The 24,690-nt window shown below is 39.4% G+C and carries 22 protein-coding genes and 1 tRNA gene; 9 read left to right on the top strand and 14 right to left on the bottom strand.

The window, feature by feature from the left end:
- Window positions 1-19 precede the first annotated feature (19 nt).
- Both FC093_RS20260 and lptB read right to left on the bottom strand, forming a co-directional pair.
- Window positions 20-853 carry a CvfB family protein gene (locus FC093_RS20260; RefSeq protein ID WP_137263639.1) on the bottom strand — a complete coding sequence of 278 codons (834 nt, stop codon included), beginning with the start codon at window positions 851-853 and terminating at the stop codon, window positions 20-22.
- Window positions 854-920: 67 nt separating this feature from the next.
- Entirely contained in the window at window positions 921-1,703 is a 783-nt protein-coding gene (gene lptB / locus FC093_RS20255) for an LPS export ABC transporter ATP-binding protein (RefSeq protein WP_137263638.1), read from the bottom strand.
- 311 nt (window positions 1,704-2,014) lie between these two features.
- Between lptB and metF the strand changes: the two genes are divergently transcribed.
- Window positions 2,015-2,968 carry a methylenetetrahydrofolate reductase [NAD(P)H] gene (gene metF / locus FC093_RS20250; RefSeq protein ID WP_137263637.1) on the top strand — a complete coding sequence of 318 codons (954 nt, stop codon included), beginning with the start codon at window positions 2,015-2,017 and terminating at the stop codon, window positions 2,966-2,968.
- 122 nt (window positions 2,969-3,090) lie between these two features.
- Here the strand turns inward: metF and FC093_RS20245 are convergent, their stop codons facing one another.
- The 4 genes from FC093_RS20245 to msrB form a co-directional block, all read right to left on the bottom strand.
- Complete coding sequence (locus tag FC093_RS20245) at window positions 3,091-4,731, bottom strand: L,D-transpeptidase family protein (protein ID WP_137263636.1); 1,641 nt, start codon at window positions 4,729-4,731, stop codon at window positions 3,091-3,093.
- 15 nt (window positions 4,732-4,746) lie between these two features.
- Window positions 4,747-5,556, bottom strand: coding sequence for an RsmE family RNA methyltransferase (locus tag FC093_RS20240; RefSeq protein WP_240743382.1), 810 nt, complete (start codon window positions 5,554-5,556; stop codon window positions 4,747-4,749).
- Window positions 5,557-5,767: 211 nt separating this feature from the next.
- Entirely contained in the window at window positions 5,768-7,354 is a 1,587-nt protein-coding gene (gene dnaB / locus FC093_RS20235) for a replicative DNA helicase (RefSeq protein ID WP_170971166.1), read from the bottom strand.
- Window positions 7,355-7,796: 442 nt separating this feature from the next.
- Window positions 7,797-8,270 (bottom strand): peptide-methionine (R)-S-oxide reductase MsrB, encoded by a 474-nt coding sequence (msrB, locus tag FC093_RS20230; RefSeq protein WP_240743381.1) that lies wholly within the window; start codon window positions 8,268-8,270, stop codon window positions 7,797-7,799.
- Window positions 8,271-8,495: 225 nt separating this feature from the next.
- On the opposite strand from msrB, the gene FC093_RS20225 reads away from it, so the two are divergent.
- Window positions 8,496-8,568, top strand: a tRNA-Lys gene (locus FC093_RS20225).
- 81 nt (window positions 8,569-8,649) lie between these two features.
- On the opposite strand, the gene FC093_RS20220 is transcribed toward FC093_RS20225, so the two are convergent.
- Complete coding sequence (locus FC093_RS20220; protein WP_137263634.1) at window positions 8,650-9,216, bottom strand: thermonuclease family protein; 567 nt, start codon at window positions 9,214-9,216, stop codon at window positions 8,650-8,652.
- 21 nt (window positions 9,217-9,237) lie between these two features.
- Between FC093_RS20220 and FC093_RS20215 the strand changes: the two genes are divergently transcribed.
- The gene (locus FC093_RS20215; RefSeq protein WP_137263633.1) at window positions 9,238-10,044 is read left to right on the top strand and encodes a hypothetical protein; all 807 of its coding nucleotides are present in this window, start codon (window positions 9,238-9,240) and stop codon (window positions 10,042-10,044) included.
- A 182-nt stretch (window positions 10,045-10,226) separates the two neighbouring features.
- Entirely contained in the window at window positions 10,227-10,349 is a 123-nt protein-coding gene (locus FC093_RS24435; protein WP_262711038.1) for a hypothetical protein, read from the top strand.
- Between the two features lie 755 nt (window positions 10,350-11,104).
- On the opposite strand, the gene FC093_RS20210 is transcribed toward FC093_RS24435, so the two are convergent.
- Together FC093_RS20210 and FC093_RS20205 are read right to left on the bottom strand one after the other, a co-directional pair.
- Window positions 11,105-12,106: a phage exclusion protein Lit family protein gene (locus FC093_RS20210; RefSeq protein WP_137263632.1), complete on the bottom strand. Its 1,002-nt coding sequence runs from the start codon at window positions 12,104-12,106 to the stop codon at window positions 11,105-11,107.
- Window positions 12,107-12,222: 116 nt separating this feature from the next.
- A complete protein-coding gene (locus FC093_RS20205; protein WP_137263631.1) occupies window positions 12,223-12,477 on the bottom strand; it encodes a hypothetical protein in 255 nt (84 codons plus the stop codon).
- 804 nt (window positions 12,478-13,281) lie between these two features.
- Between FC093_RS20205 and FC093_RS20200 the strand changes: the two genes are divergently transcribed.
- Both FC093_RS20200 and FC093_RS20195 read left to right on the top strand, forming a co-directional pair.
- On the top strand, window positions 13,282-13,641 hold the full coding sequence (locus tag FC093_RS20200) for a toxin (protein WP_137263630.1): 360 nt from the start codon (window positions 13,282-13,284) through the stop codon (window positions 13,639-13,641).
- Window positions 13,638-14,654 (top strand): type II TA system antitoxin MqsA family protein, encoded by a 1,017-nt coding sequence (locus FC093_RS20195; protein WP_137263629.1) that lies wholly within the window; start codon window positions 13,638-13,640, stop codon window positions 14,652-14,654. The genes FC093_RS20200 and FC093_RS20195 overlap by 4 nt, the downstream gene beginning before the upstream one ends.
- A gap of 1 nt (window position 14,655) precedes the next feature.
- Here the strand turns inward: FC093_RS20195 and FC093_RS20190 are convergent, their stop codons facing one another.
- Entirely contained in the window at window positions 14,656-16,527 is a 1,872-nt protein-coding gene (locus tag FC093_RS20190) for an NERD domain-containing protein (protein ID WP_137263628.1), read from the bottom strand.
- 194 nt (window positions 16,528-16,721) lie between these two features.
- On the opposite strand from FC093_RS20190, the gene FC093_RS20185 reads away from it, so the two are divergent.
- The 3 genes from FC093_RS20185 (at window position 16,722) to FC093_RS20175 (ending at window position 18,601) form a co-directional block, all read left to right on the top strand.
- Complete coding sequence (locus tag FC093_RS20185; RefSeq protein ID WP_137263627.1) at window positions 16,722-17,396, top strand: hypothetical protein; 675 nt, start codon at window positions 16,722-16,724, stop codon at window positions 17,394-17,396.
- A 156-nt stretch (window positions 17,397-17,552) separates the two neighbouring features.
- Window positions 17,553-17,789, top strand: coding sequence for a hypothetical protein (locus FC093_RS20180; RefSeq protein WP_137263626.1), 237 nt, complete (start codon window positions 17,553-17,555; stop codon window positions 17,787-17,789).
- Window positions 17,790-17,791: 2 nt separating this feature from the next.
- Window positions 17,792-18,601: an SOS response-associated peptidase gene (locus tag FC093_RS20175; protein ID WP_137263625.1), complete on the top strand. Its 810-nt coding sequence runs from the start codon at window positions 17,792-17,794 to the stop codon at window positions 18,599-18,601.
- Between the two features lie 2 nt (window positions 18,602-18,603).
- On the opposite strand, the gene dinB is transcribed toward FC093_RS20175, so the two are convergent.
- From dinB to FC093_RS20155, 4 genes are all read right to left on the bottom strand, one after another.
- On the bottom strand, window positions 18,604-19,800 hold the full coding sequence (gene dinB / locus FC093_RS20170) for a DNA polymerase IV (RefSeq protein WP_137263624.1): 1,197 nt from the start codon (window positions 19,798-19,800) through the stop codon (window positions 18,604-18,606).
- Window positions 19,800-22,757 (bottom strand): DNA polymerase III subunit alpha, encoded by a 2,958-nt coding sequence (locus tag FC093_RS20165; RefSeq protein ID WP_137263623.1) that lies wholly within the window; start codon window positions 22,755-22,757, stop codon window positions 19,800-19,802. Before FC093_RS20165 ends, dinB begins: the two co-directional genes overlap by 1 nt.
- Before the next feature lie 427 nt (window positions 22,758-23,184).
- Complete coding sequence (locus FC093_RS20160) at window positions 23,185-23,460, bottom strand: hypothetical protein (RefSeq protein WP_137263622.1); 276 nt, start codon at window positions 23,458-23,460, stop codon at window positions 23,185-23,187.
- Window positions 23,460-24,416 (bottom strand): hypothetical protein, encoded by a 957-nt coding sequence (locus FC093_RS20155; RefSeq protein WP_137263621.1) that lies wholly within the window; start codon window positions 24,414-24,416, stop codon window positions 23,460-23,462. Before FC093_RS20155 ends, FC093_RS20160 begins: the two co-directional genes overlap by 1 nt.
- Between the last annotated feature and the right edge of the window lie 274 nt (window positions 24,417-24,690).

Raw genomic sequence — 24,690 nt, 5'->3', positions numbered from 1 at the left:
ATAAATACCTCTTAGCACCTTAGCGGTTCAACAGCTTTATTCCACCATCCACAAACGAAATTTTTTGTTGCTTATACAACGCACCAATCGTCATTTTAAAAGTCTTTTTGCTCATGCCAAATACCTTGTAAATATCATCCGGGTCCGACTTGTCGTGGTAAGGCAAAAAGCCACCATTTTCCTGTAACAACCGTAATATCTTTTCGGTTTCGCCTTCTACTTTCTGGTAGCCAGGTTTACCGGGCATTACATCTATCTTGTTATCCGGTCGTATCTTTTTTATATATCCGGGCAGGTGATCCCCTATCTCTACATCTGTAAATACATCGCCATAGTACAACATGCCGGTATGCACACCGTTGATAATAACGGCATAGCCAATCTCCGTTTTGCGAAAAACAATCAGTTCTACGCTGTCTTTTTCCTTTACAGTTAACTGTTCATTACTGAGTTGTTGTTCTATTCTTTCTGTTGCAGCTACCCGGCCGGTTTGTGCATCAATATAAATTTTTACGAGGTATTCACCGCCCTTGCGCATGAAGGAAGCCTGCTGAGATTTGGGCACAAAAATATCTTTCATCAGCCCCCAATCCATAAAAGCACCTTGGTGTGTAACAGCTACTACTTCCAGTTTTACAATATCACCCACCACACCCTTTGGCTGTTGTGTAGTAGCAATAAGGCGGTTGTCTGAATCGTGATATACAAACACTTTTATTTCTTCACCAACTTTTATCCGTGCAGGTGCAAAGCGTTTAGGCAATAAAATACCATCGCCTTCATCATCCAGGTAAAAGCCAAAATCTGTTTTACGGATTACTTTAAGTGTATTGTATTGACCAACTTGTATCATAAAATAAGAAGGCAAGAAGATTACTACAGCTCATTCTTTAAATATAAAAGCAGCACTTTGCAGATGCTTAAGGCAGCACATCCACACCACCTTTTTTACCCATTTCTATAATCCAGTCTTTACGCTTCAGCTCGAAGTTGGTACCAAGGTACAGCTTGCGCACCGTTTCGTTACCAGCTAGTTCTTCCGCAGTACCATGCTTAAAAATGCTGCCTTCTATCAGCAGGTAAGCACGGTCGCAAATAGAAAGCGTTTCATTTACATTATGGTCGGTAATAAGGATGCCAATGTTTTTATATTTTAACCGCGCAACTACGCTTTGAATATCTTCCACTGCAATTGGATCTACGCCCGCAAATGGCTCGTCCAGCAAAATAAATTTTGGATCAACGGCTAATGCACGCGCAATCTCTGTACGGCGGCGCTCGCCGCCACTGAGGCTGTCGCCATTATTCTTACGCACATGATTAAGGTTAAATTCATCCAATAATTCATCCAGTTTATGGTGGCGTTCTGCCTTTGTCATGTTCGTCATTTCCAACACTGCCAATATATTGTCTTGTACACTCAGCTTACGAAACACCGATGCTTCCTGGGGCAGGTAGCCAATACCCATCTTAGCCCGCTTATACATGGGCAATTTGGTAATATTGGTATCGTTTAAAAATACATTGCCTTCATCGGGCTTTATCAGGCCAACCACCATATAAAAGGTAGTGGTTTTACCGGCGCCGTTTGGCCCCAGCAAACCTACAATTTCACCTTGCTGTACATTAATGGATACATGATTAACAACCGTGCGGTTTTTATAAATCTTTACAAGTTCCTGCGTGTGTATGGTAAGACTCAATGGAAATTTACTTTACGCAAAAGTAGTTTATAGCACACGTATAGCACACGGATGAAGTGGATTTCATGCACGGATTAATTGGATTTTTTGTTAATAATAACATGTAGGATAATGATTGTACTGATAAATGCTACCAATTAAATTAATAAATAAAATATACTTACATGCTACATTAAGAAAATCCCAAAAAATATGTGCGTAAGAATCTGTGCCATCTGTGTTACAAACAATTCGTGCAATTCTTGTAATTAGATTTCATTCGTGTTTAAAAATTCGTGTTCTATCCCCTATCTTGCAACAATTTTTTGTAAATGAAGATTACCGATCATATTCAGCAGGCAACCGATACATTGATTTCTTTTGAGGTGTTGCCACCGTTAAAAGGCAGAAGCATTACGTCTATATACGACCATCTCGATCCGCTGATGGAGTTTAAGCCATCCTGGATAAACGTTACGTACCACCGTGCAGAAAGCATGTTTAAGAAAAAGAAAGATGGTTCTTTTGAAAAAGTAGAAGTGCGCAAGCGCCCCGGCACCGTAGGCATTTGCGCCGCCATTATGAACTATTACCATATAGATGCCGTTCCGCATATCATTTGTGGCGGCTTTACCCGCCGCGAAACAGAAGATGCGCTGATAGACCTGAACTTTTTGGGCATTGATAATGTGCTGGTACTGCGTGGCGATGCACCTAAAAATGAGGCCTTTTTTGAACCTGAACCCGATGGACACCGCTATGGTCTGGACCTGCTGAAACAGGTAGTAAACCTCAACAATGGTATTTATATAGACGAAGATATACGCGATGGTGGCAAAACCGATTTTTGCATTGGTGTAGCCGGCTATCCCGAGAAACATTTTGAGGCGCCAAACCTCGAAGTGGATATGAAACGATTAAAAGAAAAGATAGACACCGGCGCCAATTACATTATGACGCAAATGTTTTTTGATAATAAAAAATTCTATGATTTTGTAAAAGCCTGCCGTGCTATGGGTATCAACGTACCTATTATTCCAGGCTTAAAGCCCATCACTACCAGAAAACAATTGAGCGTGCTGCCGCGCATTTTTCATGTAGATATTCCTAACGAATTATCAGAAGAAATACTGCGCTGCAAGAACGATGAAGACTGCGAAAAAGTGGGTGTGGAATGGCTGATACAGCAATGCAAAGAATTAAAGGAGTTTGGTGTGCCGGTGCTACATTATTATACACTCGGTAAGGCTAAAACCATCTTTAATGTAGTGAAAGAATTGGCATAGTGATTTTTTTATAATGATTATACTGATGATCGGCAACCACATCAAACTTACTTTTTAGTAAAGCTTAAAACTCGGCAAGTTATCTTTCATCAGTATAATCAGCCTTCAGATCAATACAATCATCATTTTTTTTCAACAGTAGTAAACTCCTGATTGGATGCCTGATTATTTGCAAACAGCTTATCTGCCATCTTTGCATCATGCCCGTAAATATCCTTACGAAAGTTAACCTCACCATCCTGATCTATCCATGCAGTAAAATAGCCAATGTACACACGCACGGGCTTATCGAGCGTTACCCACTTTTCTTCCGGCAGGTTCATACAGCTATCTATTTTTTCCGGTGTCCATTCAGGATTATCTCTTAGCAGGTACTGCGCCATTTTTGCGGGATATTGTATGCGTATGCAGCCGTGACTAAAACTGCGGTTGGTAGCAGAGAAAAGATCACGGTTGGGTGTATCGTGCAGGTAAATATCATAGCTGTTGGGAAAAAGGAATTTTACATGCCCCAGCGAGTTATCATCACCGGGCAGTTGGCGTACTACCGGCAAGCCATCATCCTGCCCGGTTATTTCCATGTTGTGGTCGGCTAAATAGTAAGGGTTGCGCTCCATGCCGGGAACAATTTCTTTTTCCACAATGCTCTTCGGCACATTCCAGTACGGGCTAAACACAATATACTTAAGCTTGCCGGTAAAAATAACCGTACCGGTGCCTGCTTTACCCACAATCACGTTCATACTAAACTGCAGTTTACCGCCGTCATATACATGTAGTTTATACTCCGGAATATTGACCATAATATAGCTCGAATCTGTTTCAGCAGGCATCCAGCGGTCGCGCTCCAGGTTGATGAGTATTTGCTTGATGCGACCTTCTATCGGGTAGTTCAGCTCCCGCATGGTGGATGCGTTAATAATACCTGTTGCAGGCAACCCCATACGACTTTGAAAAGATTGTACGGCAGCTTTTAAGTCATCGGTATATATGCCGGTTGTATCTTCTTCCGGCATATCCCCCAATAATTGCAGACGTTTTTTTATCAGCGCAATAGCGGCGGCGGAATCACCCGTTTTATAGTTTTTGGCTGGCACCGGAATAGAATCCCAGGTGGTCTTGCTTTTTATATTGTAATACTTTGTAAGCGCAGTCTGCAATTTTTTATACTGTTTATTCAGGGGCAAAACTCTGTCTTCATCTTTGCCTTTGTTGGCAATAGTGGAATCAAGCATGGCTGTAAGATCTACCTTTTTGCGCGGTATAAACCAACCCAATTCTTCGGCATCCAAATCGCTGCCGTTATACACTTTGGCCACATATTTAAAGAACTGCCCCGTAAGATATAACTCTGTTTCCAGCGATGACTTTCTTTCATGCACCGTGGAATCGGTTAAAAATGTATTATATAAACCCATCATTTTTTTGTTGTACAGGCTGCTATCGTTCAGGTCAACAATGGTACTGTTTAGCAGGTTTACAAAGTTGACTGCCTGCTCGCCTATCCCACTGGTATCAAACCAGGCATATTCATAATTCCTTTGTTTATAAAAATCCTGGTATTGCTGTCCAAAAGCACTGTACTCAGGATGATTGGCTAAAAAATCCTTTATTTTATTACTGTCTAAAAAGAGATTGTTAAAAGCATTGGTAGGGGTAATAGACTTATCAATTTCCACTTCCTTTTTCTGTTGTGTCCCATTTTTACAGGCAAATAAAAACAGCAAAAACAGGGTTAAAACAGCTACAAAACTTTTCCTCATGTGTTATTTATTATTTTAATGCGAATACATAAGCAAAGCCGATGCCAGCACACCTGCCGTTTCGGTGCGCAGCCGTGTATTGCCAAGACTTACCGGCAGGTAGCCGTGCTGTAATGCCAGTTCAATTTCCTTGCTGGTAAAATCGCCTTCAGGGCCAATAAGTATTTGCACATCATTTTGTACGGGAAAGTCATTGATGAATCTCTTATCTTCTTCTGCTATGCAATGTGCAATGCGTTTATCGGTATAATCATTTTTAACAATTACCTGTTGCAAAGGCGTTGGCTGATGCAATTGAGGCAGCCAGCATTGCTGACTTTGCAACATGGCGGCTATGGTAATGCTTTGCATCCGGTCGTAGCGGAAGTGCTGGCGTTCGGTACGCCCGCACAGAAGGGGAATAATTTCCTGTACGCCCATTTCGGTTGCTTTTTCTAAAAACCATTCAAAGCGACTGGCATTTTTCAACAGTGAAATGGCAATACATACCCTCCTTGTAACTTGCCCCTTGAACCTTGTATCTTGTATTCTTACTTCACAATGCTTTTTATCGGCTTTAGTAATGGCGGCGGTGTATGTATTACCCGTACCATCGGTAAGTTGCAACTGCTCGCCTGCCTGCATACGCAATACCTGCACGCAGTGGCGGCTGGTGTCTTCGCTTAGAACAAAAGAAGTGTTGGTAGAAGTGATGTTTGGCTCGTAAAAATAAGGCAACTGAGTCAAGAAAGTATGTGATTTATGGATGAAGTGAATGGATGCAAAAATATATAAGATTAAGGCACCATAATTGAGTTGGTGAATAGTCATGGTTTTACTGAGCATTAAGACTGATTATACTGAAAGGCTGCAAGCCCTGCCTGATATTGCACAGGTATTACGGTGAGTAACAGCGCTTATAGCATTATCAGCTACACCACAGGTTCATGGTAGCGCATCAATTCGTCTCTAAAAGAAAAGCCATGTTTTACGTGGCTGAATGTCTTTATTATATTGAATTATAACTACAAACTTATCACACAAATACCTGTTTTCTCTAAAAGGGATCAGCTCCTTCAAAGCCTTCATCAAACTCACCATTATTCATTTTGCTGCCTTTTTGAATAAAGAAACGTCCGCCGGCTTCGTTACCGTTATTACCGCCATCTGCCGGCGATGGTGCAACCGGTTTCCAATTGCCGCCTCCGGAGAAGCCGCCACCAAAGTTGTTGCCTTCGTCCCACTCTTCAAACTTCTGGATGTGCAGCAGGGCACGCAACTTAATTGTTTCGAGCGAACCATTACGGTGCTTTGCAATGCGGATGTGCGTTTCGCCGCGCGTGCTCTCGCCGTTTTCGTTAGACATTTGCTCATAATATTCGGGGCGATAAATAAACATGACCATATCGGCATCCTGCTCAATCGCACCCGATTCACGCAAGTCACTTAATTGGGGCATCTTGCTTTCTTTGCGGGTTTCCACGGCACGGCTCAACTGGCTAAGCGCCAAAATAGGTACATTTAACTCTTTTGCCAATGCCTTCAGGTTACGCGAGATGGTACTGATTTCCTGCTCGCGGTTGCCATTACGGTCGCTGCTGCCACTCATGAGCTGCAAATAGTCTATAATGATCAATCCTACCTTGTGCTTGTGCACCAAACGGCGGGCTTTTGCACGAAACTCAAAAATGTTGAGTGCAGCCGTATCGTCTATAAAAATAGGCGCTTGTTCAAGGCGTTTAATGCCTTTGGCGTGCAATTGCTGGTACTCGTAATCTTCGAGTTTGCCGCGTGAAATTTTTTCGAGCATAATCTCGCTCTCGGCAGAGAGGATACGCTGCACCAATTGCGCAGCACTCATTTCTAAAGAAAAAAGGGCAACCGGCGTGGGCTTGGTAGGACTGAGTGCTGCATTGCGTGCGAGGTTGAGCGCAAAAGCAGTTTTACCCACTGCAGGGCGCGCAGCGAGAATAATAAGGTCGGTTTTTTGCCAGCCAAACGTAACGCGGTCGAGCGATGGAAAGCCACTCGGCACACCGGAAATATCATCTGTTTTGGTGCGCAGTTCGTCTATGCGGTTAATAGCTTGTGCGAGTGCGCTACTCATTTCCTGGTAGTCGGTCTTTAAGAAGTTGTTGGTGATTTCAAATATTTTGCCTTCCGCATCATCCATCAGGTCAAATACATCGGTGCTGTCTTCATATGCATCGCCAATAATTTCGCCACTAATGCGTATCAGTTCGCGCTGAATAAATTTCTGTAATACAATGCGGGCGTGTGTTTCGATATTGGCGCTGGAAACTACCGCATTGGTAAGCTTGGTAATGTAATAAGGCCCACCCACCATGTCCAGCTCTTCTTTTATCTTCAATTCTTCCACCACTGTGAGCAGATCTATCGGCATAGATTTATCTGCCAGTGTTTTAAAAGACCGGTAAATACGCTGATGTGCATCTATATAAAAACATTCCGGCTTTAAAATTTCGATGACGGTATCGAATGCTGTTTTCTCGAGCATGATGGCGCCGAGCACCGCTTCTTCTAGTTCTTTGGCTTGCGGCGGCACTTTGCCATATAACATCGAGCTTACATCAATAGAAGGCTTTCTTCTGTTCTTACGGTCTTTATTAAGGTTGAAGTCCACAGCGAATGTTTTAGTTGGTGTAAAATGTTGTTGGCTTTCTTCTCCATAAAGCTAAGCAAAAACTAAGCATTTTAGCAAAAAGAATGGATAAGAGCCAACGAAAATGATAACAAAAGCGAACAAAACAAACTTTTTGAAGCTTCTTTTTTATCACCAAAAATGTAAAGCGCAAATGCACAGAAAATAAAAGTTATACACAAAAACGAAAGCCATTTGCACATGAAAAACAGGGCATGTGTAACCGCAAAGATGCGAAGCATATTCTACCTTTTTCAGTTTAATAGCCTGGTATAAAAATATCCTGATATCCACTACATCCATTGCGGGCTATTAAACTGAAAAAGGTATCAAACAAATCAACCTCGCACCTTCGCATCTTTGCGGTAAAAATAAAAAAGGACATACCAAATCGGTATGCCCTTTCCTTCAGTTCAAAGTAAACTTACGACTGCGGATGTTCTGCATCGTACTTTTTCTCCGCTTCTTTTGCCTTTTCAAAATCGAGCACCACGCCATTAATGCAATAGCGCAAACCAGTTGGCTTTGGCCCGTCATCAAACACATGGCCTAAATGCGATTTACAACGCCCGCACATCACTTCAGTGCGGCGCATACCATAGCTGTTATCAGCTTCGTAAATAACGGAGCTTTTGCTGATAGGCTCGTAAAAACTGGGCCAGCCGCAGCCACTTTCAAACTTGGTATCGCTGCGGAATAATGCATTGCCGCATACCGCGCAGTAGTATGTACCTATATCGTTAAACTCTTCGTATTTGCTGGAGTAAGGACGCTCTGTACCTTTCTCGCGGGCAATATGATATACTTCGGGCGAGAGTATCTTTTTCCATTCATCATTGCTCAGCGCCACTTTGCCGGTATCTGTTTTTGAGAAAACAGGATTGTTTGTATGATTCATAATCTGTGTATTTGGGGGTTGTTGTGAGCAGCTTGTGCATGTGACGTACAACGCTGCAACGATCAATAAAATGTAAGCTGTTTTCATTTGCATTCAATAATCGTACTAATATACGAAAAGGTATAGGCATACGGTAGTGAATGAATTTGTAAGATTATGCAAAAGTGACTTGGGTGATAAAACAGTTTCCAGTATTTTTGCCGCCCTTAATGCCAAGAGCACTAAGACTCCGTAGCTCAGTTGGTAGAGCAGCTGACTCTTAATCAGCGGGCCCAGAGTTCGAGTCTCTGCGGGGTCACTTAGTAATGTAAAAACGCTTTGTAAATCAACAAGTTGCAAAGCGTTTTTCTTTTTGGGGTAAACATAGGGTAAACAATCGCTAAAAGCTGTTTACCCGACTGTAATGACCTCTTTTTTCTTGCATTGCTATCATGTTTAAGCGTTGGTATTCGGGTAAAACATGACAAAAGTATTTTCCGAATGCTTTTGCATAGCCTGCATTGATCATTAATTCGTTTAAGCAGCTTCCATCTGGCCGGATTGCATAAGCTAAAGTTCTTCCATACAAATCAACGCTGTTTTGCTTTTCTATCAGTAAGCTAACTATTGTATCTATTGGCGCAATAGAAGCCAAATATTGCATTGAAATTCTGCCAAGCTCCATGAGTAGCTGCCCAGGTAAATGCGCCTCTCTTTCGTCCTGTAATAACTTTCTGCACTTTTTTATTTCAGGTGCATCTATACCCAGCAAGCGAATTTCTGTTTTGTTATTTCCAAACATATCACAAACGAAGAAGCCATCTCCATCAACGATTTTGGTAATGTGCTGATGTGTTTTAATAATTTGCGGTGCGTATGCTGTGAATTGCATTAGATTGCTTTGCTTAAAATATTGGCTTTCAATGTATTGTTGATAAATTTGGAAGGTACATCTTTTTATAAACAATTCATATTAAAAGCAAGTAAAATGGCAAGGCAAACAGGCTTAACGAGATACTCCGGTACTATGGGCGGAGTGAGACATTTTAAAATAAAAGGACTGTCCGGCGATTTTGCGGGTATGGTGGGCGGACCTTCAGGCGATCAGATTTTAACGGCACCGGAGTTTGAGCGCACGCGCGAAAACATGAATGAGTTTGGTGGTTGTGCTACTGCCGGTAAATCTATCCGCACCGGTCTGAGCCAGGTGATAAAGCAAATGAGCGACCCGCAAATGACCGGCAGGCTTACCGGCATTATCAAGAAAATCAACATTGAGGACGAAACGGAAAAAAGAGGTCGCCGTGCTATCCTGATTTCCCAGGAGCGCCAGTATTTAACGGGCTTTGCATTTGACCGCAACGTGAGTTTGGAAGGGGTGTTTACGGCTCCTTACACCCTGAACAATACGCCGGCACGCGATAGCGGTACTTTGACGGTAGCGGCTTTCAATCCTGCCAACCTGGTGAATGCACCAGCAGGTGCAACGCATTTCCGGTTGATTGTGGCACTGGCTTGTATTTCTGATTTTGAGTACAATGACCAGACCGGCAGCTATGAGCCGATTGATGCAGCCAATAATGAGCTTTCATACGTTGCTTATTCCGGCTATCTGGATTTAAGTGCTGCCATCGCTACTTCAACGGTAGTAACAGCCACCCTGCCGGGATCTCCTACACTTACTGCAGATGCAAGTGTGTTGTTCTGTGTAGGTATTGAGTTCTTCCAGCAGGTAAATTCAGAGTATTACTTGTTCAATTCAGGTAATGCGCTGAAAATAGCAAGCATTTTCTAAGCGTTTAATAATACGACCAGTAACGAGCCTCTTTTTCAAGAGGCTTTTTTATTGCTGTTAATTCGTTCATCTATTTAGGTGCTTCATGGTGGGTTTATCCTTTCCTTATGGTGGGCTTATGTACGGAATGCATTTGGTCCGGGGTAGCGTCAGACTAAGACAGCAAAGCCCCTAAAAGGGCAATGCTGAGAGCTGGCGGCGACCGGATGGAAAGCACCAGAGAAACCAGCCGCAAGGGAGGCTGTAGACTGCAACGCCTGCTGCCGGACGGCAGTAAACTGCTTGCCTGCGAAAGTGCCTGCTGAAAGCGATGGAAGGCACTGGCGGCACCGGAAAAACGGAACTGCAAAGAGGACAAACTGCCAAACGGCGGGCTGAAACGATGCGAAGCTGCTTTTGCATAATGGTGAAGTTTTTTATGAGCTTCATCCGCCAGCGAAGGCAGCCGAAAAAACCAAAAGGAAACGGAATAAAAGAAGGCTTCTGTGCTGGTGGTTCTGTGTTTATGCCGTAGTCTTTTGGATTTTTCATCAGGTCATGCGCGTGGGGCTGCCGTAGCTAATTTTGCTCTATTAAAAAACACCTTTATGCAGAAGCTGGTGGCGGTTGTCAGCCGGTGGAAGTGGGATGCTCTCGCAGGCTTTTTGGAGCGTGCTATCGGAGTTGGTCAGCAGGTGGGCGGTAGTGTCGGACGATAGTTGCGTGCTGTGACAGGTTGCGATTGGTGTCGTGCTGCGTCCGTTTGCCTTTGGAGTGAAATCGCCTGTGTGGACAGGCATAAAATATTTTAAAAGAGAAAGAAAAAAGGGAAAAAAAGAAAAAGAAAGCATCTTTTAAGGCGGCGTGGCAGGGCTGCAAAGAAGCAACGCAATAAAGGATAGCCTTGTGTGAAGGCTTGTGTGTTTATGGCGGAATTTCTTTGCAGCCATACAGCTAAGGGCTGTGATAGCCGCCTAACTTAGCTGCACTCTTTTATTATCATTGGAATAGAAATAATTATTGTAGAGCGAAGGTTTAAAAGTATCAACCAAATTATATTAAATACTTCGGTAAATATCAATCATTGTGATTCTTTGATTTGCCTTACAATATCATAATATTGGTCTTTATAAGAGATTGGATTATTGCGCCACGTGAAGTAATGTTCAAACTGCTCATCCCACATTTTTAGACCTACACAAGCAATACCCCAAGCGTAGTGATTTTCGGGTAATTCCAACCTTTCAAGAGCATTTGTTAGTCTGTCTTCGTCATTTGGATGCTTAGTACCCTTCGTCGTGGCATAAAAGAAAAACATAGATAATATGCCAAAAATAATACCTATTTCAATAGCTAAATTGTGTGCTATATCAGATAGAGTATTAGAATTGGATATGCCTTTTTTCATCATGTCAATAGCATTATTGTCTGCTTCTTGCTCAAATGCTAAATAGTGAGTATCTGTAGTCTCATTATCAATTTGTTCAACATGAAGTTTCAAATGTGTGAATTCATGGCATAAGATGAATTTTACAGCTTCTGTGTAATAAATATTTGTTTGTTCTACATAATCCCTTTTTTCCGCTTGATATACTTCTGGGTTAGGTAACTCGTCTTTGTTCCATCTTTCAAAGTTCATAATTAAATATCTTGCGTAGTTAAACACCTCCTTTGCTTTGTTTATATTCTCTTGACTGATAGGGTAGATTTCTTTGCCATTTTCATGATTTATTTTTGGGTAATCTATAGTTTCAACATAAGTGACAAACACGGAATATATACAACACCACAAGTAAGATAAAAAGGTTTCGTGTAACTCAATTTTTTTCGTTTCATGATTAACGCGGGGTGTCCTTAATTTACCATTACCAATTCTAATTGGTTCTTCTCCAAAAATCAAGTTTAGCTCATTGTTCAATTTGCCGTTATTTATTTGTTCTATCAAGTCTTGGAAAAAATAAGGATTCGTACGCTCAAACATGTAGATTAGCATGTGGTGTATCACACGAACAGGTTGCGTACCCAAATGAATATCTTTATTATAATGGTTAATAGGTCCTTGCCTTTGGTTTAACCAACTCATTAGCAAAAATTAGATTTAAAGTAATAGGTACTACACAAATTTACATAAGTATTGATGTTACAATACAATAAAGGGCGTCAATTACAATTTTCATAGCGCTACCTTATATATAAAGCTTACCAAATTAAACAAACTGTGTTTTGGCAGGAAGGTAACAGTGCCTGCGGCAAAAAGGAAGCGTCAGGTGTGCCGGTAGTAACGGCACTGTAGGGTGAGCCGGCTTCGCCGTCAAAGCCGCCGGAGTGGAACGAAGACGGCTGCGAGTGCCTGCCCCGGTGCTGACTGAGAAAGCAGCGATAGCTGCGGCAGGCAGCAACGTTATACGCAAGGGTTTGGCATTGGTTTTTGTTTGTGGTCGGGCGTATGTGCATCGGGCTACAAAAGGAATGACAAACCCGAAGCCGGGGCAGGCGCGGAAGGCGAGCACAATTGTTGGCAGCGGGTGTACTGTGCTGCTACTGAAGTGAATGGAGGCGCGTAGTGTAGCGGAATGGAACCCAGTGAGTATTGTAGGGTTGGCTTTGCGGAAAGGCGTGTGCATCACTTGTGCTTAGGCGCTGTGTTCAGGTTAAGTGTGCCATGCCTTGAAACAAATGGTATGGGCTACGAACGTGGTGTAATGGAGTGGAACGGAGCAACGGAATTTAACGAAGTGGCAGTGCAGGACACAGTAGCTGCCCGAACGTAGGTAGCAGGAACTGCAAGCAGTGTGCAAAACTGCAGAGCGTAGCGGCGCACCCGAAGGGCATTGTAGCTGCAGCAATACCACAATAGAGACATATAAACCATTATTGCTGCTGCTACAATGGTTTGGCGCATCTGCTTGCGGACGGCTGCCGGAGAGAGACCTTGTTACCTTCGTGCGTGAGCGGCTGTTTGGCTGTTGGAAGCCTGGCTAAAACATGGCTGCTGCATGGTTAACGTGCGGAAGGGCAGCGATGTTTTGTGCGGCGGGGTGTTGAGGCAAAATTATTTGGCTGCATCAGGGCTTATGTGCGTGAGCTTGCAGGGAAATAATTTTGGATTTTAAATCAAGAAGGTTCAGGGTGTATAGCTAAAGGTTCAAAATTTCTAAATCACCAGTGTATGGTAAATACACTTTTTCGTTGTAAAAAACAAAAAAAAATTGATTTTGTCAACAAAAGTGTAGAACTTGCGCTAAATTTGCGTCCCCAATGGCAGCAAAAGAAGAAGTGGAAGCGTTTCTTAGGCAACTTCGGGACAAGATCAGGTTTTTTGATGTTGCATATAGACCTCGTGATAAAAATACTAATACATTAGCTGAGTTGGATATACTTCCTTTTGAGCGTACTGAGTATTTAAAAAATCTTACTGTTGAAGATTATTATGATGGACCTAAAAATGATACTTACGACTTTACGAAGCCCGATTATTATGAATTTGGTGTAAGTATAAAAGGTATAGAGGTTTACATAAAAGTAAGTTTAGGATTGCCCAATAAAAGGGTTGATTGCATGTCATTTCATAAAGCTGAAAGACCAATTACTTATCCTTATAAAAAACAAACGAGATGAAAAAAGTAATTGAATGTCCATATTGTGACGGTAACGCTGAAATAAGGAAAGAAAATAAGGAATTAAGTTACCGAAAAGAAACATTTAAGGTTGTAGCGCATTATTATAAATGCAATAAATGTTTGGAAGAATTCACAACAACAGAAACAGACACAATAACAATACTTCAAGCTCATAACCAATACAGGGAAAAGCATAACATTCCTTTTATAGAAGATATTTGTGCCATTAGAAATAAGTACGAATTGCCTGCAAATAAAATGAGTGAGGTTTTGGGCTTAGGTGTGAATGGGTACAGTAATTATGAAAAGGGAGAAATTCCTACACCTGCAATAGGCAATTTAATAGATACTATTGCAGATCCAAATGTCTTTCTTGCATTATTACATAAAGCTAAGGATTCATTTACTCCAAATGCTTATGAAAAAGCAAAAGAGAGAGTTGAATATTTAGTTCAAAAAGAAAAAGAATTTAGCCCGTTTTATTGTACTATTAATCAGTATTACGATGCAAATAATTATACTGGTTATAAAAAACCAAATTTGGAAAAATTGGCAAACGTCTTAACAGCCTTTATTTCCAAGTGTAAGCCTGAATTCAATGATAAATTGAAGTTAAACAAACTCTTGTTTTATGTTGATTTTTATCATTATAAGGCAGTAGGGTTCTCATTAACTGGTTTATCCTATAGAGCTATTCAGTATGGACCTGTACCAACTTATTACGACAATATTTATACATTTTATGAGAATGAAGGTGTAATATGTTCTAAGTGGATAAAAGGAGACAATGGGTCTGGAAGAGAACTATTTCAAACAAACGGAGAATTTGATATAAAGTATCATACGCAAGCTGAATTAGAAACAATTGATCTAATTATAAGTAAATTTAAGAATACATCATCTTGGGATTTAGTTGATATTAGTCATGAAGAAATTGGATGGAAAGATTTACAAGAAAATAAAGGTATAATAAGTTACCAGAAATATGCATTTGATCTAATTGGAGTTTAAATTATTGTTCATTCCATTTTTTCGGAAATTTATTACCAAATGCGTGATACCTTTTGTTGGTGTTTAGAATAATTACATTTTCTCTTGTCCGGGTAAGAGCTGTATAAACAATTGCATCAAGCTTCTTATTACTTTCAGGTGCTTTCTCAGGAATGAATAAAACAATGTTTAATAATTCCCAGCCTTTAAAACTGTGTATAGTTGACATTTTCAATCTCCCATCTCCCATCCAGAACGCTTTTTTATGCACGTGCAATCTCGCTTCTGCATCTTCTTCAAAAACATGATTTACTTCAATACTTTTTTGTTGAAATATGTTAACTGCTGATTTGCCTAATTTGTGATTAGGTAGCAAGAATACCATATCCGAAGGACTGTATCCTTCTTTCTTTAATCTTAAAAAGGAATTATATACGTAATACTCCCATTCAGTTTCTTGAATATTGAGCCAAACAATATGCTGTGAATGAACTAATATAGGGGTATCTTCAAACTTAGCAACTTTCAATTCTTGATTAAGATTAAATACTTCGCTAAACTCGTTTGACATCATTGCTACCTTTTTAGGTAATCTGAAAGTTATAGTGAGATCAATATAAGGGTCTTTGAATTTCTCAAGTCCTTCGCGTGTCACACGTTTATCCAGCCAATCAAGTTCTCTGTCAAAAATGTTTTGCCTTTTATCGCACACGATCATTACTTCATCTCTAACATTTAGAAAATACTTATCAAGCATGGAATACCATTCATAATGATAATCTTGTCCTTCATCAATTAGTATTGCATCATATCTCTGATATTGTTTTCCCTTAATAGCATCTATTACCGTATTTGTAACTGTGACTTTGAAAAAATATTCAAGCGCGGCTTCGTAAGCTGCATTATCTGTAAAGTCTTTTCGCTCAGGTGATTTTGGCCACATTCTGCCGAACTCATTTAATTTGGTTTTGCAAAATCCGTGGAAGTGAGTAAAAGTGAATAATGCCCAGCTAAAAGCAAAAGGCGAGCGAGCTATCATATCTTTGATATAATGCCAAAGTGTAATGTTATAAGAAATTATCAATACGCTATAGCCTTGAGAGGCAAGCTTTCCGGCTCTATATGCCAGCGCTTGTGTCTTTCCACTACCGGCAACACCTCTTATCCTGTAATGCCCACTTTTCGGCTCTGCTAACTTTATTTGGTTGCCTTTTAATTTTAATAGTGTGCCTTGTTCTATGCTGTGAAAAGGTGGATTAAGCCAAAACAGAACATCTTCATTCCATTTTTTATTCCAGTATCTGCTACTTGTAATATTTACGTCTGGAACAATTTCCTTAAGCCTGCCTTCAATTAAACTATCGTAACCAAAAAATGGAAAATATCTATAGTCTTTAATTTTTGTTCCTAATTTATCCCGGCAAACATTGGTTAACGCCTTATGAAAATAAACACCTGTTTTGATGAGACCAAAGTTCTTTTCATTTCTATCTATTGATTCTCCAATACTTGGAACAAGCTGTCCGATAAGTACTTCTTTATAATATTCAACCTGGTCTATGGGACTTTTTACAGGATATAAACCTCTACTATCCCTAACAAAAAGTCCTTCTCCTTTTCTCCATTCATAATTATCAAGGTTCCAATCTTTAACTTCATAAATGACTATTCCGACCTGAGGATTGAAAATAATTATGTCTGGTCTTGTGCCATTTAGAAAGGGCTGTGCGAAAATTAGCCAACCGTTGTAGTTATCTAATCCATGTTCCTTTTTCCAATTATTATCTTTGGGTAAATAGGCGTCTAAGTATGTAATAAATGCCTTTTCTCCTACAGTTAACGGATTATGTAGTTGTGCTAATTGTTCCCAAGTTGGATAAAGTCTATTTGTCATAGTATGAGGTTAAGATTGCTAACATTGAAATTATAAGGCTTTGTATTGTGTTAGGATTTATGTTTGGTATGCTGTTTCTTTAAAGATCTGGTATAGTTTTTCTGAAATTGAGAGGATATAAGAAATATGCGTTCTTGACATAAATATATTATAATTAATTTAAGAAGTGAGGGATTTTCTGTAAATTAGGCATATTGCTTATTCATAAATATATGGGAAGACCTTCAACCGGAGCATGGACAGTATATGAAAGCCTAAGAATTGATATGCCTTACTTGCTTAAGAAGGGCTACATCAAGAAAGGTAGTCAGTTGTACTTTAGTTTGAACTGGTGTGACCAGCGGGACAATCCTACAGGTAGTATAACTTGTATCAGCAGCTACTTGAATACGCCGGAGAATATGTATTTGGAGCTTATTTATACTCTGAAAAGTAGAAGTGATGGCACTAAAACTGACTACCGTTATAAGGTGTATTTGTGTGAAGTGGACAGTAATTTAGGTAAAGGAAAGGTGCTTTATTTTTTGTGTCCGCAAAGTGGGAAGAAATGCAGGATATTATATAAGGCTTATGATTCTCCTATTTTTAAAAGCAGGGAATCTTACAACAATAGGCTTTATTATGATTGTCAACAAAGTTCTAAGCTGAATAAGTATAACGACAATTACTGGAGAATAGACAAGCACTTAAATGCAATCAAAAAAGAGGCATGTAATGGTAAAAGAACCTATAAAGGCATATTGACTAAAAAGGCACAACGGTATAAAAAATTGTCTTTAAAACAGTGGGAAATGGACGATTTAAGATGGACTGCAGGTGTACCTAAAGCCTTATGTAAAGCAATGGGAATCCGAAAAATATCCTTCTAATCCCTAAGAATTAAGGTTATTTATAAATGAAGATTCCTACGCTTAATCCCTAAGGATTAAGGTTATTCTTTGGAGTTTACAAGTGTAATTCCGCATCAATAAATCCACAATAATTTTTATTGATTCAGTATAATGGCGTTTTAATTACAATTGATTGTGTCTATTATGTTTGAACTGGATTATAAAGGTAGTAAGATAAGGGTGCAGGAGCATACTGTTGCCGGCACTACTGTTTTCAGAATTGTATTTCCTGATAGCCGTAAACCATTAGTTGTTACCAGAGCTACACGTAATAATTATACTGATTTCTGGACTTCTGTACCGGAAGGACGGCAAAAAGAAGCAGAAGAAATTGGGGAACTTATTTCTGAACATTTAAATACCAAACAATAACGATGTGCTATTATAATGGACAAAAAGTAACAAGGGAAGAGTTTATCAGATTGAAGCAATTGGAAAAAGCAATTGCAGATTTTGACTTTCTCAACAAGCCCTTGCAGATTGGTTTTGATTATAGTGCGAATGCGGTACTTAAGCGTTATCCTGATAAAGAAGATTTTGACATTGTACAAATGGAGTGGGGCTTTATACCGCATTATATGAAAACACGTAGCGACGTGCTGCAAATGCGCAATGGTTATTATGATAAAGACAAGAATTTTCGCCCGCCAATGGTAACTCTAAATGCTGTTTGTGAGGAACTGCTTAAAGGGGGTAAAATATTTCGTGATGCAGCCTTGCATAGAAGATGTCTTGTGTTATCTACCGGATTTTTTGAATGGCGGCATGTATTTCCAATTAATAAACGTACTGGTCAGCCGGTAAAGAAAGCAATTACTTACCCTTACTATATCAGTTTAAAAGATAAGTCTTATTTCTATATGGCAGGAATATGGCAACCGTGGACGGATAAAGAAACAGGTGAGTATGTGGAATCGTTTGCTATTGTTACCACAAAAGCAAATAAACTGATGGAGCAAATACATAATACCAAGAAAAGAATGCCTGCTATTTTAAATGATGATCTGGCTTATGAGTGGTTGTTTAGTGATTTGAGTGAAGAAAGAATATTAGAAATAGCTGCTACACAATATCCATCGGAAGAAATGCAGGCTTGCTCTATTGAGAAAGGTTTCAGGGAAGCACTGGAACCTACCAAAGAGTTTATGTATGAGGATTTGCCGGCGTTGGAATTAGCTGTTTAATCTCAGGTTTTATAAGGTTTTGGTGCGTGAGTAATGTTTTTATTATCCATGCAGGCGGAAGCACGCATTAGGTATTGCTGACCAAATTGCTTTTTAATGCTATCCATTGCTTGATGTAGTTTTATTGCTTCCTGAGAATCATTAAACATATCAATCTGGTGTGTGCCGCTAATCAGGTCGGTAAAGCGAACACCTATCAAGCGTATTAACTGCCTTTTGGTGTATAAGCCCGTAAACAGTTCTTTTACCTTTTGAATTAAAATATCATCAAAAGCGGTGTAATCAATCGTCATTTGCTTTTGTTCTGTTTGAAAGTCGCTGTACCTGATTTTAACCACTACACAACCTGTTAGTTTTTCTTGTGAGCGAAGTTCAAAAGCAATCTTTTCTGTCATGCGAACCAACTCCTGATGTAAAAGTTTTACATCTATCGTGTCGGTTGTAAATGTTTCTTCGGTGCCAATGGATTTTTGCTCGCGGTAAGGAATAACTGGCGTTTCATCTATACCATTGGCTTTGCGGTGCAGTTCAATGCCCCATTTACCTAATAAGTTATATAGCATATTCACAGGTATTTCACTTAACGTCTTTACCGTTTCTACCCCCATCTTCAAGAGCCTATAACCTGTTTCTTTTCCGATGCCTGGTATTTTCATAATGCTTAGTGGAGATAGAAATGTTTTTTCATTGCCAAATGGAATTTCTAATTGACCGTTAGGTTTCACTTCATTCGTTGCAACTTTGCTTACCAGCTTGTTAGAAGCCAAAGCGTAAGAAATAGATAAGCCACTTTCTTTTACAATCTTCTTCTTTAGTTCATCGCTATACTTCAGGCAACCAAAGAATTTATCCATGCCGGTAAGATCAATATAGAACTCGTCAATACTTGCTTTTTCATATAGGGGTACACTGTCTTTTATAACGTCTGTAACCAAACGGGAATACTTGCTGTAAGCTTCATAGTCGCTTTTAACCACATGGGCATGAGAGCATAGGCGCTTGGCTATTTTCATTGCCATACCGCTGTGAATACCGAACTTTCTTGCTTCATAGCTGCAGGAGGCTACTACACCTCTATCGCTCATGCCACCAATTAGTACCGGTTTGCCTTTGAGCTTGGGATTGCGTAAGCATTCCACCGATACAAAGAAGGTATCTAAATCCATGTGCGTTATATGTCTTGCTGATGATAGTACCATTAACCTAAGTTTACATAGCTACGGTTCTTATATCCTACCTTAAACATAGTGTACACTTCAATGCTGTGAACCCCAAAGTCTTCCGTTACCTTGCCGGTAATCTTATAAAAACCGCTATTATGAATAGGATATTTAGCGGCTATATCGGGGAAGTGAACGGTATCAATCCAATCTAAATTTTTATCTAAGAAGGAGCCGAAATACATCATATCATTGTTTTTTGTAACAGCGTGCTTATGTGCAATGAAGTAAGCTATGCAGGTAACCATTTTTCCTACATTGTCTTTCAGGTCTTTTGCACTTATGTACTTGTCCGCATCTTCTGCAACAAGCTCAAATGGATTAGTAAGGGTAAAGCCTAATATTTCTAACTGGTCGTATAAATCATCTAAGGGATTGTCTATAAGTTCGGGCAAAGTAAATTCTAAAGGTTCATCACCGAATAATGGCGTGCCTTTGTGTAGCTCCGGTACATTTTTCTTTTGTAAAAAATTAGCTTCCCAAAGCAATCTTTTCTTTGACTTGCCGGTAAAGCGGAATGCGCCTACACTGATTAAAGTATTTAATTGTTCTAACCCAATGTTAGTACGCTCTATAAAGTCTTGCAGGTGTAGGTAAGGACCATTGCTTGTTCGTTCTTCTATAATAGTCTCTACTAATTTAGTTTGCAGTCCTTTGATGTGGATAAAACCTACATATACTTCATTGCCGCTGATGTTGGTGTATTCATAGCTGCAGTTTACGCATGGTGCCCCAATTTCGCCGCCACATTTTAGCAATTCAATAAAGTATAGTTCTCTTGAATAGAAGCCACCAAAGTTGTTAATGACTGCTACCATAAATTCCTTTGGATAATGGGTCTTCAGATACAAGCTCATATAACTTTCTACAGCAAAACTTGCAGAATGGGCTTTATTAAAACTATAGCCTGCAAATGATACCATTTGCCTCCACACTTCATTTGCCAACTCGTCCGGGTGTCCAATGGCTTTACAGTTGTCAAGGAACTTCGCTTTCATCAGGTGGAAGCGGTTGTGATTGCGATACTTGCCACTCATTGCCCTTCGTAGTATATCCGCTTCTCCCAACGAAAGACCGGCAAAGTAGTGCGCTATTTTTATTACATCTTCCTGAAACACCATAACGCCGAAAGTTTCCGATAGGTGCTCTTTAAATAAAGGGTGTATGTATTGTATTTTGTCTCTGTTATGATAGCGGTAAATATATTCCCGCATCATGCCAGAAGATGCAACGCCAGGGCGAATAATGCTGCTGGCTGCAACTAAAGTTATGTAATCATCGCAACGAAGCTTTTTGAGTAGCTGACGCATGGCTGGCGATTCTATGTAAAAGCAGCCAATGGTATTTGCATCGCGGATTTGCGTTTTTATTCTTTCATCATTGCGGAAGGTTGCAAAGTCATGTATGTTTACGTCAACACCTTTATTTTTTTTGACTAACTGCAAACATTCTTTGATGTGTCCTAATCCACGCTGACTTAGAATATCAAATTTGTTAATGCCTATGTCCTCCGCAATAAACATATCCATCTGCACGCCGGTAAAGCCTTTTGGCGGTAGAAAAGAAGTAGTATAGGTATTTATTCTTTCTTCCGTAATGAGCATACCGCAAGGATGTATGGACATGATGTTGGGGAAGCCTTTAAGCAGATTTGCATATTGCAGTACGAGCTTTTGAATCTTATCTTCGGGGTTGATAGCTCTTTGCAGTGCTTTGATTTCTTCTTCCGGTAATCCGAACACTTTGCCTAATTCGTGTATGGCTGCATCGTGCTTGAAGGTAGAATAAGAGCCGCATATAGCAACATGATCCCTGCCAAACCTTTTAAAAATATAATCCATGATTTCATCGCGGTCTGCATAGCTAAAGTCTATGTCAAAATCGGGCGGGCTGGTGCGTTCAGGATTTAGGAACCGTTCAAAGTACAGGTTCAATTCTAAAGGATCAACGTCTGTAATACCGAGGCAGTAGGCTACTATGGAATTAGCACCGCTGCCGCGTCCTACATGGTAAAAGCCTCTCCCATTGGCATACTGTACAATGTCGTTGTTGATAAGAAAATAAGCATTAAAACCTAAATCGTTAATGATTTTAAGCTCCTTTTCAAATCTTTCCAATGCTGCTTTGTTATGCCTGCCGTACCTTCTTACAAAGCCATCGTGTGCTAATTTGTACAATAATACCCTGTCGTCTTCTTTGGTGGCACTAAAGCATTTTTTGTTTTTGTCTTCTTCAAAGTCTATGGAAATATTACAAGCCTCCATTAGCTTGTATGTATTTACAATGATAAATGGATAATCTTTGAAAGCCTGTAAAATAGTAGCTGGCGGCACAAAGGTTTCCTTGTCTGAAGCTTGTGCTTCTACTGGCAATTTAGATAGCAAACAGTTCTTGCTAATGGCACGAAGCAGCCGGTGTAAGTTGAAATAAGTTTTGTTTTGAAAAGTAACAGGCTGGCGAACTACTAACTTGTCTTTATGGTTCTTCCAATCAAGCGTTATAAGTTTGGTGGTTTCCCATGGCAGAATGCCTATGTATTCATTTACTAATAGTTCATCCAGGGGCTTTGCACCTAAAGGATAAATGATAAAGCCATCTGAGCAATTTGTAAAAACCCGACGTTTTTCCGACGTTTCAGGAAATGGTTTATTTGGAATGATGTGCTCCGATAGAAATTCATGTATGCAGGTAAGACCATAATTGTTGGCAGCAAGCAATATACAAAGCAGTTTATCATTATTCCTTAATTCCGCACCCAGTATTGGCTTAATGCCTGCTTCCAAGCATAGTTTATAAAACTCCCATTCGTCGTATGTGCCGTTGATATTGGTTAATGCTAAAGTTGAAACACCTTTATCCACTGCTGTGTTTACCAATTCTTCTGTTGAGAACGTGCCAAACCGAAGGCTGTAGTATGTCTTACAGTTGAGGTACATAGTGATTAGTTGGTTTTCTAAGCTAAATATATTAGCAAATATTTGCCAAAATTTTGTGCCAACAAAAGATATGTGGTATTAAGCTATAGTTTTAATGGTAGCACACTGATTAATTCTTAGGCGAAGTGCAGTGTGGATAAGGGTTTAAGTATGTGGAAAAAAATTTAAAAGATTAAACCTTTTTATCTGTTGATTCTGGTTTAAAAAACAGACTGGCGATAATGCGAAGCAAAAAAAATATGAAAGCCAGGATTGTGTACCACTTAGTAGCAACAGTTATAAAGTATTGGCGGGTAATTTCCAGTCCTGCTACTGCAAGGAATATCAAACCTATGAGTAGTACAATGATTATGTAAATGTAGCTCATGTAATATAGAAGTAGTAAAAAGCGAATCATTGAAAGAGTTTAAAGTAAATACTTTTATCGTTAGATTTCACCTTTTCTTCTTAAAAGTTCTAAATAATCATCTTTACTTTTAGTGCAATTTGCAAACGCAATAAAAAAGTTTTTATCCATGATACACTGCTTACTCATTGCAGAAATAAGGTAATCATTGATGTCTTGATTATTGTGACTGGTTTTGGTTCTTGCAATCATAACATCATTGTGCCAAAACTCATAGTAGTGGTGGTCACCTTCGGCTTTGATAAAACCCTTCTTTGATAGACTTTTGGTTACTTTGGTTGCTTTTAATGAAGCCATTATCCGTTTATTACATCTTTTACAATCAATTTATAATACGTTTTGACCTTCCTTAACCTGAGACTTAATTTTTCATCCTCCAATTGACTAAAGCGCTGGTAGGAAAAATCGAATTGTTGGAATAAATCAAATTTTGCCTCTTCTAAACTTTTACCAGCAGCAAACAGATCAAGCTGTTCATTTTCTATTATAATTCCTTTGCCTTCTGGATAAAATTGGAAAAATACGGGGGCATTGAACAAATATTTTCTTTCCAATGTAACAATTTGCTCTAATTTCAATGACAGTACAGCTTCCTTTTCAGGATAAATTTCAGATGGCTTTTTAGATAGTCTACCCGATTTAGTAGTTTTTACAACGATTTTGCCTACTGCAGTTTGATCAGGAGTATTGGCTACGAGATTTACGTTTTTGTCTTTTGCAATAAGTTGCTCGTAAACTTCTTTTTTTAACCTTCGTATATTATAGATTTTTGCAAATCCTTTATTGTTCTTTTTCCTTCTTACTATTTGAATAGGTGCTGTGCCGGCAGCGTTTGTAAAATCAAATACTTTAGTAACAACTTCGTTCTTAACTTCATTAGTATTATAGGCATCTGCTATGGCTTGATAATTACCCTTATCTACATTATACATTAGACGTGAAAAATCTTTGCTTAAAGATTTTATAAGGATATCATCAGCATCAAAAAGAGTGGGAACTGGTTGTCTATTCAACGACCAAGATGGAACTGCAGAACCTTGATAAAAACCGGTGAAGTCTATAGTAACATTATTCAGATTAACAACCTCATTTTGATCTAAAGAGTATTTTGCTAAAGTTATAAGAAGTGCTTGCAGCTTATCACCTACATTACGAAGCATATCCCAAGGTATAGAGTGTTTTTTTGTAGCTTCACCCCCAATGTGAATAAGAAGCTCATTATTTAAATCCACAATTGGTATCTTTTCAGCCATAAGCCAATATTAGTAAATTGATTAGAGTTTAAGTAATTTTTTTACTTTCTCTTTAAGGGGAATTTATTTTAAATTTTACTTGGCAGCTAATCTTATCAATTACGGCAGAATCAATTCGCATATTGTTTATAAGTAGAGCTACCCATCTGTTAGAAGCTTAATAAATATTACAGCAAATCTTATTGTTAAGGAAATGGCAAATACTGTTATAAAAATGAATGAGAAGTTTACAAGTTGAAGAATATTATTATTGAACTTATCAGGGTTGATAAAG

This window comes from Ilyomonas limi (assembly GCF_005233845.1).
In the GTDB taxonomy this organism is placed as follows: domain Bacteria; phylum Bacteroidota; class Bacteroidia; order Chitinophagales; family Chitinophagaceae; genus Ilyomonas; species Ilyomonas limi.
Note: the sequence above shows the minus strand (reverse complement) of the source record. Positions and strands in the feature narration are given on the sequence as shown.